Raw genomic sequence first — 15866 nt, forward strand, 5'->3', positions numbered from 1 at the left:
CCGGCCTACCACTCCTGGCTGGTCTGGCGCAGCGCGGCGATCTCGGCCTTGGCCTGGCGCAGGCAGTCGTCGAGCGCCTGACCCAGTTCGGCGGAGCCACCCACGGCGATCAGGCCACCGTCGCCACGCCCACGGCGGGCGACACCCTCGTCGCCATGCAACGCCGCAAGCCTGGCGATCAGCCAGTGAAGCCAGCTGCCCTCCCGGGCAGCCAGCTCGCGCAGACGCTGCAGTTCGGCGATGCCGGCCCCCTCGGAGCCGAGCAGCACACGCCAGTCGTGGCTGGGGAGGCGTGCATGCTCGGTCACCTCGCGCAGCAGCGCCTGAAGCGCCAGCTCGGTGAGCGCCAGGGCGCCCTCCTCTGCCGCCATGCGGCGGGCCTCGGCGTGCTCGTCATCGCCGGCGGGAACCTGCAACAGCAGTTCGGCTTGGTAGAGCAGCTGATTGGTACGGGCGCCTGGGCTCACTTGCGCTTGTCCTCCACCTGCCACTTGCTGCCGTCATAGGTGGCCTTCCAGCCGGTGGCCTTGCCGTTTTCGTCGGTCATCACGAACTGCTCCTTGGCCTTGCGCGAGAAGCGGATCTGGGCGGGCCGGCCGTCCGGATCCTCGCTCGGCGCATCGAGGAGATAGCGGTACTTGTCGGGCAGCTCCTCGGCATGAGCCTTGAGCTCCTTGACCAGCGGCGGGCGAGTCTCGCGATTCTTGGGGAACTTGCTGGCGGCCAGGAACAGGCCACTGGCGCCGTCACGCAGCACATAGTGGTCATCGACCTTCTGGCAGGCCAGCTCCGGCATGTCGATGGGGTCCATCTTGGGCGGTGCCACCTCGCCGCTTCTCAACAGCTTGCGGGTGTTCTTGCACTCGCTGTTGGTACAGCCGAAGTACTTGCCGAAGCGTCCGCTCTTGAGCTGCATCTCGCTGCCGCACTTGTCGCACTCGATGGTGGGACCGTCATAGCCCTTGATGCGGAACTTGCCCTGCTCGATCTCGTAGCCGTCACAATCCGGGCTGTTGCCGCAGATATGCAGCTTGCGCGTCTCGTCGATCAGGTAGCTGTCCATGGCGGTACCGCACTTCGCACAGCGATGCTTGGCACGCAGGGCATCGGTCTCGGCGGCCTCGTCGGCATCGGCGGCCACCGCCTCTTCCCCCGGCAGCAGATCGATGGTGGTCTTGCAGCGCTCCTTGGGCGGCAGGTTATAGCCGGAGCAGCCCAGGAAGACCCCGGTGGACGCCGTGCGAATCTGCATCTTGCGCCCACAGGTCGGGCAGTCGATATCGGTAGGCACCGGCTGGTTGGGGCGCATGCCCTCCTCGCTCTCCGCCACCTCGAGCTCCTTCTTGAACTCGGCATAGAAGGCATCGAGCAGCGCCTGCCAGTTGCGCTCGCCCTCGGCCACCTCGTCGAGGCCATCCTCCATGCGCGCGGTGAAGGAGTAGTCCATCAGGTCGGGGAAGGACTCCTTGAGGCGCTCGGTGACGATGTCACCCAGCTTCTCGGCATAGAAGCGACGGTTCTCCAGCTTGACGTAGCCGCGGTCCTGGATGGTGGAGATGATCGCCGCGTAGGTGGAGGGGCGACCGATGCCACGCTTTTCGAGCTCCTTGACCAGGCTCGCCTCGGTGTAGCGCGCCGGTGGCTTGGTGAAGTGCTGACGGGGGTCGAGTGCCTCCAGGGTCATGGGGGTGCCCTGGGCGAGGTCCGGCAGTGACTGGTCCTCCTCCTTGCGGCCCATGGGCTTCATTACCCGGGTATAGCCGTCGAACTTCAGCACCCGGCCCTTGGCACGCAGCTCATAGCCATCGGCCTCCACGGTCAGGACGCTGGAGAGATACTCGGCCGGCGTCATCTGGCAGGCCACGAACTGGCGCCAGATCAGCTCGTAGAGGCGCTCGGCATCACGCTCCATGCCGGACAGGTCGCTGGCACGCCGGCCTACCTCGGAGGGCCGGATCGCCTCGTGGGCCTCCTGGGCACCCTCCTTGCTGGAGTAGCGAAGCGGAGACTCCGGCAGGTAGCGGGAACCAAATTCGCTGCCGATAAAGTCGCGCACGCTCTCCACGGCATCCTTCGAGAGGTTGGTGGAGTCGGTACGCATATAGGTGATATAGCCCGCCTCGTAGAGGCGCTGGGCCAGGGTCATGGTCTTCTTCACCGAGAAGCCCAGGCGGCCGCTGGCGGCCTGCTGCAGGGTCGAGGTGATAAAGGGAGCGTTGGGTTTCGAGCGGGTCGGCTTGTCGTCCCGGGCGGTGATGGCAAGCGACGCCTTGCGCAGCGCCGCGATGCGCTCCAGGGTCTCGGCCTCGGAGGTGGGCCGGAAGGCCTTGCCGTTCTGGCGCACCAGCTCGAAGCGCACCGACTCGCCGCTGTCGGCCATCAGGTCGGCATGAACGTCCCAGAACTCCTCGGGCACGAAGGCGCGGATCTCGCGCTCGCGCTCGACGATCAGGCGCATGGCCACCGACTGCACGCGCCCCGCCGATAGTCCGCGTGCCACCTTGGCCCACAGCAGCGGCGAGAGCATGAAGCCTACCACCCGGTCGAGAAAGCGCCGCGCCTGCTGGGCCTCGACCCGCGGGATATTGAGGCTACCGGGATCCTCGAACGCCTCATGGATGGCATTCTTGGTGATCTCGTTGAACACCACGCGCTTGTAGCGTGCATCGTCGCCGCCGATGGTCTCGCGCAGGTGCCAGGCGATCGCCTCACCCTCGCGGTCAAGGTCGGTGGCGAGATAGACGGCATCGGCCTTTTCGGCGAGCTTCTTGAGCTCGGCCACGACCTTCTCCTTGCCGGGCAGTATCTCGTAGTTGGCCTTCCAGCCATCCTCGGGATCGATCCCCATGCGGCGAATCAGCTGCGCCTGGGCCTTCCGACGCCGATGCTCTGCCTTCTCTTCCGGCGACATCTTGCGAGTGGCCGCGGCCTGACGGGCACGCTCCTTGGGGTCGGAGGATGACTTGCCCGAGCCGCTGGTCGGCAGATCGCGGATATGACCCACACTCGACTTCACGATGAAGTCGCTGCCGAGATACTTGTTGATCGTCTTCGCCTTGGCCGGCGACTCGACGATGACCAGTGACTTGCCCATAGTGCTCCACTCAGTGTCGGTGACACGGGCGCGGTGCCGTGCCTGGCGAATTCCTGCCGCCCTGCCTGGGCGTCTGAAAAATGCGCTTACCCTACCCCAGCACCAGGCATCACGCCAGTGGCACACCGGGCCGGCCCTCTGACCCTAGACCGCGGACCCGCCTCGGGCAAGCCTCTCCACAAACGACGATACCCCCGTTGCACGAAGCAGCGGGGGTATCGTGTATGGCAAGTCACCGATCAGCGAGAGCCTTTACCGCCCTTCGGCTTACGGCGGCGCGATGGCGCCTGCTTGCCAACCGGCTTGGCCACTTCGGTCTTGACCGCTTCAGCCTTGGTCACTTCAGTCTTGACCGCTTTAGGCTTGGCCGCTTCGGTCTTGGCCACTTCAGGCTTGGCCTCTTCAGGATCGGCGGCCTCAGGATCGGCGGCCTCGCTCCGGGGCGAGACCTTCGACGGTGCCTGGGCCTCCATGACCTCCTCCAGCTCGCTGAAGGCCAGGCGCTGGGCATGAGCCTGCTCGCCCAGCCAGGCTTCGGCCTCGGCGCGAGACTCCGCTTCTATCCGTGGAGCATGATCGATGGCACGCTCGAAGAGCTCGCGGACCTGCTCCAGGCGTTTGACAGAGCTGTCGGAGAGCTCGCCGCTGGCCGACAGCACATGCTCGATATGCTCGAGATGGGCCGCGATCTGCTCAGCGCTCTGCCCCTTGAGCAACGTCGGCAACGCCTCGATCGCCGCCTCGCGATCCAGCTTGAGAATAAAGAACTGCTCTCGCATCAGGCACTTGAAATCGGCCAGCGAGAGCTGCGGCTCGAGCTCGGCGTAAGAGGCCCGCAGGCGCTTGAAGTTGCGCTCGTCCGTGGAGGGCGCTCCTCCCAGCACATAGATCAGGGCCCGGATAATCGCCTCGTGACTGCCACCCTCGGCGATACGCTCGGCAAGCTCGGCACGGCGACGCTCGACAAAGCGACGATGCTCGGGCTCGGCCCCCGGGCGGCGACGGTGGACATGGGCATCACCTCCCAATCCGACCAGCGCCTGTAGCAGCGGCTGCCCATAGATATCCAGGAACAGCCGCTCCACGCTGCCGTCGCGCAGGTCACGCCAGGCATTGAGGCCGCGGGTGATCTGGGCCGAGGCGATCGTCTCCAGCACCCGGAAGAGGTTGGCCTCTTCCAGGGAGTGGCGATCGGCACGGATGCGCTCGGCCAGGACGGGGATCGAGGCCATCAGCGGGTTGCGATCCGAGAGCAGGCGGTAACCCAGGCGACTGGGGTGCAGGCGACGCATCCAGTGGGCCGACTCGGGAGTCGCCATGGCGCGCACCCAGGGCTGAACGAAGAGCCGATAGAGACCCAGGTTGATCTCCGAGACCCGCGCCACGGTCGCGAAGCGGGTGTCGTCCTCCAGGCTCGGCTTCACCACCTCGTCGAGCTCCTCCACGCTGCGAGGCGTGAACTCGAGCAGATAGTCGCGCTCGATCAGCTCGCTATCGTCGCGCTCCTCGGCCTCCGTGACCGTGGTCTCGTAGAGGCCAGGCGGCAGCACATCGATATAGTCCATGTTGGCGGTGAACTCGGTGTGCTCCCTGCGCGACACACTGCCGGAGACAAAGATGCCGAGGTGGCCAGTGGTGTCGTGAATGCAGTAGACGATGGTCTGCTCATTGGCGAGGATGTCGTCGCTCTCCTCGTAGAGGTCGCGCACCCAGCCCAGTGCCTGTGGCGGTGGCGTGATGTCGTCACCCTGGGAGCAGAACACCACCACCGGCGAGCGCAGGTTACGCAGGTCGATACGCCGACCATCGGAGGTCACCAGCTGGGCGGTGGAGAGCCGATTGCCGATAAACAGGTTGTCGACGATATACTGGATCTCATCGCCCCCCAGCACCACATGACCACCCCACCAGCGTTCGAACTCGAGATAACGCTCGGCTTCGGTATCCACCTGGGAATAGAGACGATACTGCTTCGCCCAGAAGGTATTGGCCGGATTGAGGTTCTCGAAGTTCTGCACCAGCCAGGCACCATCGAACTGGCCATTGCCCAGGTCGCTGAGCAGCGAGGTCACCCAGCTGCCACCGGCCATTCCGCCGGAGTACCGCATGGGCGCCCTGCCGCGCTCGCCCGCCCAGTAGGAGAGCGGCGCGCCGGCCGTCAGAATCGGGCCGAACAGATCGGGCTCCAGGGAGGCGGCCATCATCAACTGCCAGCCTGCCTGGCAGTTGCCCACCACCATGGGCTTCTCGGAGAGTTCGGCATGGCGCTCGTTGATATGCCGCAGGAAGGCGATCTCCGCCTCCACCACATCCTCGACCTGCTGGCCGGGCACCGGGTAGGGCAGGAAGCCGATAAAGTAGCAGGGATGGCCGGCACGCAACGCCACACCGATCTCGCTATCGGGCTTGAAGCCACCGATACCCGGACCATGGCCGGCGCGTGGGTCCACCACCACGAAGGGGCGCATCTGCAGGTCCGTGGGCTGCCCGGCAGGGGGCAGGATACGCAGGAGCTCGTAATTGACCGGGGGCGACAGGTCGCGACCATCCATCAGCACCTCGGAATCGAAGCCCAGCACGCTGAGATTGGTCTGCTCGATATGCTCCAGGTACTGGTTGCCACGCTGGCGCATCACGTCCAGGAACAGCACGCTGCGCTCGAACGCATCGAGCCAGTAGCGTCCGGCGGCACGCCCGAAGCCAAACGGATCGACAAGAGAGAGCGCGTCGTCCGGCGTCGAGAGTATCGGAAGGGTCATCATGTGACCTCCTGGTGTTGGCGGTCAGGGAGTGGGAAATTCTGGGTCGGCCATCCGGCCTTGTTGCACTGCAATATAACCTAATTGAGTGGTGGCGACGAGTTTTGACGCGTTTCGGAACGTAAAAAGCGGCGGCGGCAGCTTGCCACGCGTATGCCAATACCATGCCGCAAGCGCGCAGCTATGGTAAATTGGCCCCCGTTACCAGAAACCCAAGCGCCAAGGCGGGCCAGGCCGGGCCAAACCCCCAACCGGGGCCCCGCGGCCACATCGGCCCGACAGACGCCGAGCGGAGGGGTTCACACCCTATGAGCGACAGCACCCCGAAAACCACCATTTCCAGCGGCCAGAAGTTTCGCACCGAGCACGGTTTTGCCGCCATCAAGGACGGCATCAAGCAGCGCCGCGAGCATAACGAGCGCAATGAGGGCGGCGTGGCAACGGGCCGCAAGCCCAAGTGGCTGCGTGCCCAGATTCCCGGCGGCGAACGCTTCGAGGCCGTCAAGCGCAACGTCAACGAGCATCGCCTGAGCACGGTGTGCGCCGAGTCCCACTGCCCCAATATGGGGGAGTGCTGGAGCAACGGCACCGCCACCATCATGCTGATGGGTTCGGTGTGCACCCGTGCCTGCCGCTTCTGCGCCGTGGACACCGGCAACCCCGGCGGCTGGCTGGATGCCGAGGAGCCATCCAACACCGCCAAGTCGGTGGAACTGATGGGGCTGCGCTACGTGGTGCTGACCTCGGTGGACCGTGACGACCTCGACGATGGCGGTGCCACCCACTACGCCGCCTGCATCCAGGCCATCAAGGCCAACACCCCGGAGGTGGTGGTCGAGGCGCTGACCCCCGATTTCGACGGCGTTCACTCCGCCATCGAGCGGGTCGTCGACTCGGGCCTGGAGGTGTTCGCACAGAACGTCGAGACCGTGGAGCGTCTGACCGAGCGGGTGCGTGACCCACGTGCCGGTTACCGCAAGACGCTGGATGTGCTGGCCCACGCCAAGGCACACAACCCTCGCGTGCTGACCAAGACCAGCCTGATGCTGGGCCTGGGCGAGAGTGACGAGGAGATCCTGGCCACCTTCGACGACCTGCGTGCCATCGGCGTGGATATCGTCACCCTGGGCCAGTATCTGCGCCCGACCCGCAACCACCTGCCGGTGGAGCGTTGGGTCAGCCCCGAGGAGTTCGACCGCTATCGTCGCCTGGGGCTCGAGAAGGGCTTTATGGAGGTGGCAGCGGGGCCGCTGGTGCGCTCCAGCTATCGCGCCGACCGGGTGTTCGAGAAGAACAACCTGGGACTGGCGGCTCCCGCCGAGGTGCCCGGTCAGGCGCCGGATGCCAACCGCATCGACGCGATCAACGTGGGTTAAGCTCCCTTCCCAGCGCGAGCGCCAGGCACTGCGCCAGGCGCTCGCCCGCCGCCTCCACTCCGGGGCACTCATCGACCAGATCGGCCAGGCGCGTCATCCGCATGCCGGCATAGCCACAGGGGTTGATGCGCTGAAAGGGCGACAGATCGCCGTCGATATTGAGCGCCACTCCATGGAAGCTGCCACCGCGGCGAATGCGCAGCCCCAGCGAGGCGATCTTGGCCTCCCCCATGCCTGGCTGCTCCACATAGACCCCGGGAGCATCGGGGCGCGCCCGCGCCTCTACCCCATGCTCGGCGAGCATGGCGATCACCGCGTCTTCCAGGGCGGTGACCAGGTCTCGCACACCCAGCCCGGCCCTGCGCACATCGATCAAGGGGTAGAGCACCACCTGGCCCGGGCCGTGGTAGGTCACCTGGCCACCACGGTCGGTCTGCACGACCGGGATATCACCAGGCAACAGCAGGTGCTCGGGCTTGCCCGCCTTGCCCTGGGTGAACACGGGGTCGTGCTCGACCAGCCAGAACTGATCCGGCGTGGCGGCATCGCGCTGGTCGGTCAGCTCGCGCATCGAGCACCATACGGGCTCGTAGGGGCGGCGACCCAGGCGGTGCAGCTCGATCGGGGGATGCGCGGCTTGATCGCTCATCACACCACCATATGCACGCGGCCGGTCGCCTTGAGCTCCTCGAACAACGCCTTCAGCTGAGCCTCGCTGGTCGCGGTGATGGTGAGCCGGACCGACTGGAAGCGGCCATTGCGGCTATCGATCACCTGCACGCTGGTGGCATCGAATTCGGGGTCGTGGCGGCTGGTGATCTGACACACCACCGCCGCGAAGTCATCGGCGGCATCCCCGACGACCTTCACCGAGTAGTCGCACGGAAAGGTGATCCTGGGTGGCTTGCCGGAGGCCGGCTGGCTGGGGCGACGCAGATCGCGCAGCGACTTGTCGTTCATGCGGGTTCCAGAGAGTCGTGAATAGGCGACCATTTTACTCAAGCCCTGTCCGGGTGACCAATCAAAGAGCCTAAACGACATGGCTTTCGCAAATAGCTTGGTAGCCCGGGGCTGATCTGGCGACAAGCCTACGAGGAGGCGCTGTAAACACCTCCCTGTACGCTACCTCGACCGTCCCTGGTCCTCGGACCTCCTCTTCGGCTTGTCCCCAGCGCCCCTTGATTCCGATAGCTGCGATAGCCCTGCCTAAACGACGTGGAGCAAGCCCCCTGGGCTTGCTCCGCATCGACTGGGCTGGGCAACACAGGTGATCAGCCGAACCAGCCACCGATCAGGTTGGAGAAGAAGCGCTGCACCTGGTCGATCAGCTTCTTGATGAAGCCACCCTCCTCGACCGTCTCCAGGGCCACCAGAGGACGCTCGCCGACCAGCTCGTCACCCAGACGCACCTCCAGGGTGCCGACCCGATCCCCCTGCTGGACCGGCGCCTCGATATCGGCCTGGATATCCAGCTTGGCGGTAAGTTCATCGTTTCTCGCCCGCGGCACGGTCATCACCACATCGCTGTCGACGCCGACGCGCAGCTCGTTGATCTCCCCGCCCCACACGCGCGGTGTGTTCAGCACCGAGCCGCGGTCATAGAGCTTGAGGGTCTCGAAGTAGCGGAAGCCATAGCTGATCAGCTTCTGGGTCTCCTGGGCCCGCGCCTCCTCGGAGTTGGCCCCCATCACCACCGAAATCAGCCGCATGTCGTCACGCTTGGCCGAGGCGACCAGGCAGTATCCCGCCTCCTCGGTGTGCCCCGTCTTGAGCCCATCGACGCTGGGGTCACGCCACAGCAGGCGGTTGCGGTTGGGCTGACGGATATCGCTGTAGGTGAAGTACTTCTCGGCGTAGATCTTGTAGTGTTCCGGGTAGTCCTGAATGATATGACGCGAGAGCTGGGCCAGGTCGCGGGCCGTGGAGTAGTGATCCTCGGCCGGCAGGCCGGTGGCGTTGCGGAAGTTGGTATTGGTCATCCCCAGGCGGTCGGCATGCTGATTCATCAGATCCGCAAAGGGCGCCTCGCCACCGGCAAGGTACTCGGCCACGGCAACGCTGGCGTCGTTGCCCGACTGGATGATGATGCCGTAGAGCAGGTCACGAATGGAGACCTCGGTGCCCACCTCGATAAACATCTTCGAGCCGCCGGTGCGCCAGGCGTTCTCGCTGACCGGCACCCGATCGTCCATGCTGATGTTGCCGCGATCGAGCTCACGCTCGACCAGATAGGCGGTCATCAACTTGGTGAGGCTGGCCGGCGGCAGGCGCTCATCGGCGTTGTGTTCGGCCAGGATTCGACCACTCTCGGCATCCATCAGGATCCAGCCGCTCGCCGCCAGTTGCGGCGGCGAAGGGATCAGTGTCTGGGGCCGAGGGGCCGGGACCTCCTGCGCCACGACTGGAGCGGTGATGAACAGTGTCAGACTGGCCAGCAGCACCGCCAGCAGACGGCCACAACGTAGGGAAAGCAGCTCTTTCATGGGTGACTCTCGTCGGGTCATTCTGGAAAGGGAGCGGGGCCGATCACTCGGCCCCCTTGACAATAAAGCTATCGCTGAAGCCGGCCCGCCGCAGGGCCTGGCGCAGTGGCTCGAGCTGGTCGGCACGGGTAATGGGGCCCACCTGCACGCGATGAACCCCCGAGCCCCCCGCCACACGCACCGGCTGCGTCAGTTCGCGCTCGAGCCGGGCTCGCAGGGCCCCGGCATTGGTGGCAGAGCCCAGCGCCGCCACCTGCAGATAGAGCGGGCGCTCAGTGGAGCGGCCATCGCCATCCATGGAGCGGCCATCCAGCGGGCGGCCTGCCGTGGCCTGCTCCTGGGTGGTAGGCACCGGACCAGGCACGGAGGCCATTGGCGGAGTCGCCGGCTGAGCGAGGCCCTGGCGCTCATGAGCAGCGCTCTCGGTCGCCCTCTCGGTGCCGTTCTCGGCAAGCCAGCGGTCGACGTCGATGGCCTCGACCCGCACCCGGCCGGTGCCGTTGTCGAGAATGTCCAGACGCGCCGCCGCCGCATAGGAGAGGTCGATCTCGCGCTCACTGTGGAACGGCCCGCGGTCATTGACCCTGACGATCACCGAGCGGCCATTGTCCAGGCTGGTCACGCGGGCATAGGTCGGCAGCGGCAGTGAGCGATGGGCCGCCGACATCTTGTACATGTCGTAGATCTCGCCATTGGACGTGGCGTAGCCGTGGAACTTCTCCCCATACCAGGAGGCCGTTCCCTGCTTCACATAGCCACTGGCGTCAGGCAACACATGATAGGTCTTGCCCCACACCTCGTAGGTAGACCGGTTGCCGCCGCGCGAGTGTGCCTCATGGCGAGGCTGCGCATCGGGTACCCGGCTGACGTCCGGCGGCTCCTCGGGATAGGCATCGCCGGTCATGGCATAGCGCCCTGCCTGAGACGCCGTGTCGGCCTGCCCCGAACCGGTCGATTTGGGCCCACCACTGCCGGCACAGCCGGCCAGGGTGACGGCAAGGACGATGGGCAGCCAACGTAGCATCATCGACGCTCCTCCTCGTCATCGACATCCACCGCCTGGTGCCAGCCAGCCTCGAGGTCACGCGCCTTCGCGATGGCCTCGGCCAGCTCCATTGCCGCCATGGCGTAGAGATGACTGTGGTTGTAGCGGGTAATCACATAGAAGTTGACGTCTCCCAGCATATAGCGCCAGTTGCCCTCTCCCTCCTCCAGCGCCACCGGCAGCAGAAGACGCTCATCGGCCAGCGCCGCGGGAACCTTGATGCCGGCCTGGCGCAGCGCACCCGCACTCACCGCGGGGCGCCGCGCCGCGCGGTTGAAGTCGATGCCCTCGGGAGGCTGCGCGGGGCCCTCGGCCGCGTACAGTATCGGCTCGCCGGCCTGCCAGCCGTGCTCGGCAAAGTAGTTGGCCACGCTGCCGATGGCATCCACCGGGTTGTTCCAGAGGTCGCGCAGGCCATCATCGTCGAAGTCGACGGCATAGGCGCGATAGCTGGTGGGGATGAACTGGGGATAGCCCATGGCACCGGCATAGGAGCCCTGGGGCTCCTGCGGCGCGACCCGCTGCTGGTAGGCGATCTCCAGGAAGGCCGCCAGCTCGCCACGGAAGAAGTCGCCGCGTCGCGGGTGGTGGAAGGCCAGGGTGGAAAGGGAGTCGAGCACACGATGCTTGCCGGTGATGCGTCCGTAGCGGGTCTCCACCCCGAGGATGGCGGCGATGATCTCCTCGGGCACCCCGTACTCCGCCTCGGCACGGGCGAAAGCCTCGGGGTGCGCCTCGATAAAGGCGACGCCGGCCTCGATACGCTCGTCATCCAGGAAGATCGCCCGATACTCGTCCCAGCGCAGGCGCCTCTCGGCGGCACCCGACATGGCGTCGAGAACCTCCTGGCGGTAGTTCGCCTGCTGCATGGCGTTCTCCAGCCAGGCGCGCTCGATCCCCTCGTCGACCAGCTCATTGACCAGCTGCCGGGCCCCGTCATGATGCTCGGGAGCAAACTCCTGTGCCGCCAGTGCCGAACTGGCCAGCAGGGCGGCACAGGCCACCGTCGCCAGGCGCTTCTTCCTTCCATGAATGCATGACGACGTCATGTACGCTCTCCCGTGTCGATAGCCGATCCAGCCGCGGTCAGCGAGGCAGCAGCCGGCGGTGGGCATGAATGGCCATGAGAATACCGAAACCGGCCATCAAGGTCACGCTGGAGGTGCCGCCATAGCTGACCAGCGGCAGCGGCACGCCGACCACCGGCAGGATACCGCTGACCATGCCGACGTTGACGAACACATAGATGAAGAAGGTCAGGATGATGCTGCCGGCCAACAGGCGGCCGAAGGTCTCCTGGGCCTCGGCAGCGAGCCACAGCCCCCGGCAGACGATCAGCAGGTAGAGCAGCAGGAAGGCCAGCATGCCCACCAGGCCGAACTCCTCACCCAGCACCGCAACGATAAAGTCGGTATGCCGCTCGGGCAGGAACTCGAGCTGGGACTGGGTCCCCTCCAGCCACCCCTTGCCCAGCACTCCGCCGCTGCCGATGGCGGTGGTGGACTGGATGATGTTCCAGCCTGCCCCCAGCGGATCGCTGTTGGGGTCGAGAAAGGTCAGCACGCGTCGGCGCTGATAGTCATGCATGTTCATCCACAGCAGGGGTAGCGCCGCCGCGGCCAGGCCGGCGAGCAGGCCGATGATGCGCCACGAGAGCCCCGCCAACAGCACTACGAAGACCGCTGCGACAGCCACCAGCAGCGAGGTACCGAGATCGGGTTGCTTGGCGATCAACACCACCGGGACCCCGATGATCAACGCGCACACCGCAAGATCCCGGAGCCTGGGCGGCAGCTCACGGCGACTCAGGTAGGCGGCCACCATCAACGGCATCGCCAGCTTCATCAGTTCGGAGGGCTGAAAGCGAATCACGCCCGGAATCACCAGCCAGCGCTGGGCCCCCATGCCCATGTCCCCCACCAGCTCCACCGCGATCAGCATCGCCACACCGAGTAGATAGGCCGGCAGCGCCCAGCGCATCAGTGTTGCCGAGCTGAACTGCGCGATCACCACCATCACGCCCAGCGCCACGCAGTAGCGGACTCCCTGGGAAATTACCGTATCGATACGCTGACCACTGGCGCTGTACATCACCACCAGGCCGGCTCCCATCAGCAGCAGCAGCATGCCCAGTAGCCAGGGATCCAGATGCACCCGCTCCCAGAACCCGCGGCGGCGCGACATGCCGCTGGCCGGTGCCTTGATCGGGTGTGGCCGCCAGGGGCGCGACAGCCCGCTCAGCGCCATGGGTCAGTACTCCGCCGAACGTTCATTCTTCCTCCAGCTCCTCGCGGATTTGCTCCACATCGGGCTCCTTATCCTCCAGCAACCAGGCATCGGTCATCGCCCGGGCCAGGTGGGCCGCATGCGTACTGCCGCCACCGGCATTCTCGACGATCACCGCCACCGCGATCTGCGGTGACTCGATCGGTGCGAAGGCCATGAAGAGGGCGTGGTCACGCAGCCGCTCGGCCAGCTCGTCGGCGTTATATTTCTGGTCCTGCCCCAGCGAGAAGACCTGGGCGGTGCCCGACTTGCCCCCCATGCGATACTCGAGCCCCACACCGGTACGCCGTGCGGTTCCCTCACGACCGGAGATCACCTTCTCCATGCCGGAGAAGACGCGCCCCCACCACGCCTCGTTGCCCAGATCGATATCCTCAGGCGTCTCCGCCAGGGGAGACGGTAGCGCTTCATCGCCGAGACGCATGGCCAGGCGTGGCTTGACCCACTCGCCACGATTGGCCAGTACCGCGGTAGCGGTGGCCAGCTGTAGCGGCGTGACCTGCCAATAGCCCTGACCGATGCCCACCGACAGCGTCTCCCCCGGGTACCAGGGCTGGTTGTAACGCTCCTGCTTCCACTCCCGGGAGGGCATCAGGGCACGGCTCTCGCCGAAAATGTCGTGACCGACCCGCGTGCCGAAACCGAAGTTGGTCATGTTGGCATGGATGCGGTCGATGCCCAGCTCGTGCGCCAGGGTGTAGTAGTAGGTGTTGTTGGAAACGGCGATGGAGCGTTCGAGATCGACCCGGCCATGCCCCCAGCGCAGCCAGTTTCGGTAGCGTCGCTTGTCATTGGGCAGCTGGAAATAGCCAGGGTCATAGATGGTATGGTCGGGCGTGATCACGCCTTCGGCAAGGCCTGCCAGGGCCAGGAAGGGCTTGATGGTGGAGCCGGGCGGATAGTGACCACGAATCGCGCGGTTGTAGAGCGGCAGGTCCAGGTCCTCCTGCAACCCACGATATGAGGTCACGTCGATGCCGGTAACAAACTGGTTGGTGTCGTAGCCCGGGGCCGAGACCATCGCCAGGATGCCGCCGGTGGCGGGCTCGATGGCGACGATGGCTCCCCGCCGACCATCGAGCAGATCAAAGGCCAGATGCTGCAGCTTCTTGTCCAGCGTCAGGGTCAGGTCCTTGCCGGGCGTGGGGTCGGTGCGGCCGAGCTCGCGGAGCACTCGGCCCCTGGCGTTGGTCTCCACCTTGCGCAGGCCGGACTCGCCATGCAGCTCGTCCTCGTAGAAGCGCTCGACGCCGGTCTTGCCGATAAAATGGGTCCCCGCATAGCGCCCCGCATCCAGGCGCTCGAGTTCCTCGGCGTTGATGCGCCCCACATAGCCCAGGGCATGGGCCATCACCTCGGCATCGGGATAGTAGCGCAGTAGCTGCGCCTCCACCTCGACCCCCGGCAGCAGGTGGCGATTGACCGCCAGTCGTGCGATCTGCCCCTCGTCGAGGTCGCTCATCAACAGGGCGGGCTGATAGGGGCGCTGGCGCTGTCGCGAGCGCACACGGAAGGCCTCCACCTCCTCGGGCGAGAGCTCGAGAATCTCCACCAGCCGCGTCAGGGTGGCATCGAGGTCCTCGGCCCGCTCACGCACCAGCGTGAGGTTGTAGGTGGGTCGGTTCTCGGCCAGCAGCTCGCCGTTGCGGTCGTAGATCAGGCCCCGAGTCGGTGGCAGTGGCTCGACTCTCACCCGATTCTTCTCGGAACGGGTGGTGTAGACCTCATGCTGCACGATCTGAAGATAGGCCAGGCGGCCCATCAGCAGGCCGGTCAGGGCAAACACCACCAGCAGCGCAAGCAGCGCACGCACCCGAAAGATGCGTAGCTCCTGCTCGGGGCTCTTGAGATTGTGACGTGACTTGCGCATGGAATTTCCGGTGGGCGAGTCGTCGACTCAGCGATGGTAGGGATGACCAACCATCAGCGTCCAGGCGCGATAGAGTTGCTCGGCTAGCAGGATGCGGACCAGCGGGTGAGGCAGGGTCAGCGGCGACAGCGACCAGCGTTGATCGGCCGCGGCGGAGAGCTCCGGTGCCAGGCCATCGGGCCCGCCGACCAGCAGCGCGACATCACGGCCGGCCAGGCGCCAGGCTCCGGCCTGCTCGGCCAGCCGTTCGGTGCTCCATGCCTTGCCACCCACCTCCAGGGCGACCACATGCTCATCGCCACGCAGCTTGGCTCGAATCCGCTCGGCCTCGCTCGCCATGGCGCGGGCCAGGTCGGCATTCTTGCCGCGCTGCCCGGGCGGGATCTCTTCCACCTGCAGGGAGAAGTCTCGCGGCAGCCGCTTGCGGTACTCTTCGACACCCTCGGTGACCCAGGCGGGCATGCGCGTACCCACCGCCAGCAGGCGCACCCTCATGTGCCGGAAAGCTCGCTTTCTCGCTCCAGATCGCTGGGCAGGTCGGCCCAGAGCCGCTCCAGATCATAGAGCTGGCGGGTCTCGGGCAGCATCACATGAACCACCAGGCTGCCCAGGTCGACCAGCACCCAGTCGGCGCCGGCTTCACCCTCGACGCCGCGGGGCTGGAGGCCCTGCTCCTTGGCACGCTCCACGACCCGCTGAGCCAGCGCTGCCACGTGACGGGTCGAGGTACCGCTGGCGATGATCATCAGATCAGTCACGCTGGTAAGCCGTGAAACATCCAGCTGAACAATATCCTTGGCCTTGAGTTCTTCCAGCGCGTCCACCGCCAGAGTCTTGAGAGCATCGTTGTGCATAGGGTCTTCTGTAGGCTGTCGTTGAATAACCATTGTAACGCCTTGACCATCGTCTGACAGGGTTCGTTCAGTCGACTCTCCTTCTGGGTCGACCTCCCC

The 15866-nt window shown here is 65.7% G+C and carries 13 protein-coding genes; 1 reads left to right on the top strand and 12 read right to left on the bottom strand.

All coding sequences use genetic code 11. From position 1 onward, the window contains the following. Positions 1 to 5 precede the first annotated feature (5 nt). The 3 genes from RM463_RS02610 to RM463_RS02620 form a co-directional block, all read right to left on the bottom strand. Positions 6 to 467, bottom strand: a complete 462-nt coding sequence (locus tag RM463_RS02610) for a DUF6586 family protein (protein WP_311428858.1) — start codon at positions 465 to 467, stop codon at positions 6 to 8. Then, positions 464 to 3094, bottom strand: a complete 2631-nt coding sequence (gene topA / locus RM463_RS02615) for a type I DNA topoisomerase (protein ID WP_311428859.1) — start codon at positions 3092 to 3094, stop codon at positions 464 to 466. Before topA ends, RM463_RS02610 begins: the two co-directional genes overlap by 4 nt. Before the next feature lie 239 nt (positions 3095 to 3333). Next, the gene (locus tag RM463_RS02620) at positions 3334 to 5853 is read right to left on the bottom strand and encodes a DUF3141 domain-containing protein (RefSeq protein ID WP_311429118.1); all 2520 of its coding nucleotides are present in this window, start codon (positions 5851 to 5853) and stop codon (positions 3334 to 3336) included. 308 nt (positions 5854 to 6161) lie between these two features. On the opposite strand from RM463_RS02620, the gene lipA reads away from it, so the two are divergent. Continuing rightward, positions 6162 to 7229 (top strand): lipoyl synthase, encoded by a 1068-nt coding sequence (lipA, locus tag RM463_RS02625; RefSeq protein WP_195688290.1) that lies wholly within the window; start codon positions 6162 to 6164, stop codon positions 7227 to 7229. Here the strand turns inward: lipA and lipB are convergent. The 9 genes from lipB to rsfS all read right to left on the bottom strand — a co-directional run bounded on the left by lipB (position 7216) and on the right by rsfS (position 15767). Next, positions 7216 to 7878, bottom strand: a complete 663-nt coding sequence (gene lipB, locus RM463_RS02630) for a lipoyl(octanoyl) transferase LipB (protein WP_311428860.1) — start codon at positions 7876 to 7878, stop codon at positions 7216 to 7218. The genes lipA and lipB overlap by 14 nt on opposite strands. Beyond that, positions 7878 to 8189 carry a DUF493 domain-containing protein gene (locus RM463_RS02635; RefSeq protein ID WP_311428861.1) on the bottom strand — a complete coding sequence of 104 codons (312 nt, stop codon included), beginning with the start codon at positions 8187 to 8189 and terminating at the stop codon, positions 7878 to 7880. Before RM463_RS02635 ends, lipB begins: the two co-directional genes overlap by 1 nt. A gap of 311 nt (positions 8190 to 8500) precedes the next feature. Then, entirely contained in the window at positions 8501 to 9712 is a 1212-nt protein-coding gene (locus RM463_RS02640; protein ID WP_311428862.1) for a D-alanyl-D-alanine carboxypeptidase family protein, read from the bottom strand. 43 nt (positions 9713 to 9755) lie between these two features. Next, entirely contained in the window at positions 9756 to 10739 is a 984-nt protein-coding gene (locus RM463_RS02645) for a septal ring lytic transglycosylase RlpA family protein (protein WP_311428863.1), read from the bottom strand. After that, positions 10736 to 11806, bottom strand: coding sequence for a lytic murein transglycosylase B (gene mltB, locus RM463_RS02650; protein WP_311428864.1), 1071 nt, complete (start codon positions 11804 to 11806; stop codon positions 10736 to 10738). Before mltB ends, RM463_RS02645 begins: the two co-directional genes overlap by 4 nt. A 37-nt stretch (positions 11807 to 11843) precedes the next feature. After that, positions 11844 to 13004 carry a rod shape-determining protein RodA gene (gene rodA, locus RM463_RS02655; RefSeq protein ID WP_311428865.1) on the bottom strand — a complete coding sequence of 387 codons (1161 nt, stop codon included), beginning with the start codon at positions 13002 to 13004 and terminating at the stop codon, positions 11844 to 11846. A 22-nt stretch (positions 13005 to 13026) separates the two neighbouring features. Next, positions 13027 to 14913: a penicillin-binding protein 2 gene (gene mrdA / locus RM463_RS02660; RefSeq protein WP_311428866.1), complete on the bottom strand. Its 1887-nt coding sequence runs from the start codon at positions 14911 to 14913 to the stop codon at positions 13027 to 13029. Between the two features lie 27 nt (positions 14914 to 14940). Then, positions 14941 to 15408, bottom strand: a complete 468-nt coding sequence (rlmH, locus tag RM463_RS02665) for a 23S rRNA (pseudouridine(1915)-N(3))-methyltransferase RlmH (RefSeq protein WP_311428867.1) — start codon at positions 15406 to 15408, stop codon at positions 14941 to 14943. Further along, positions 15405 to 15767 (bottom strand): ribosome silencing factor, encoded by a 363-nt coding sequence (gene rsfS, locus RM463_RS02670; protein WP_132041512.1) that lies wholly within the window; start codon positions 15765 to 15767, stop codon positions 15405 to 15407. The genes rlmH and rsfS overlap by 4 nt, the downstream gene beginning before the upstream one ends. Between the last annotated feature and the right edge of the window lie 99 nt (positions 15768 to 15866).

It is taken from the genome of Halomonas sp. LES1, assembly GCF_031846005.1.
Classification (GTDB): Bacteria; Pseudomonadota; Gammaproteobacteria; order Pseudomonadales; family Halomonadaceae; genus Halomonas.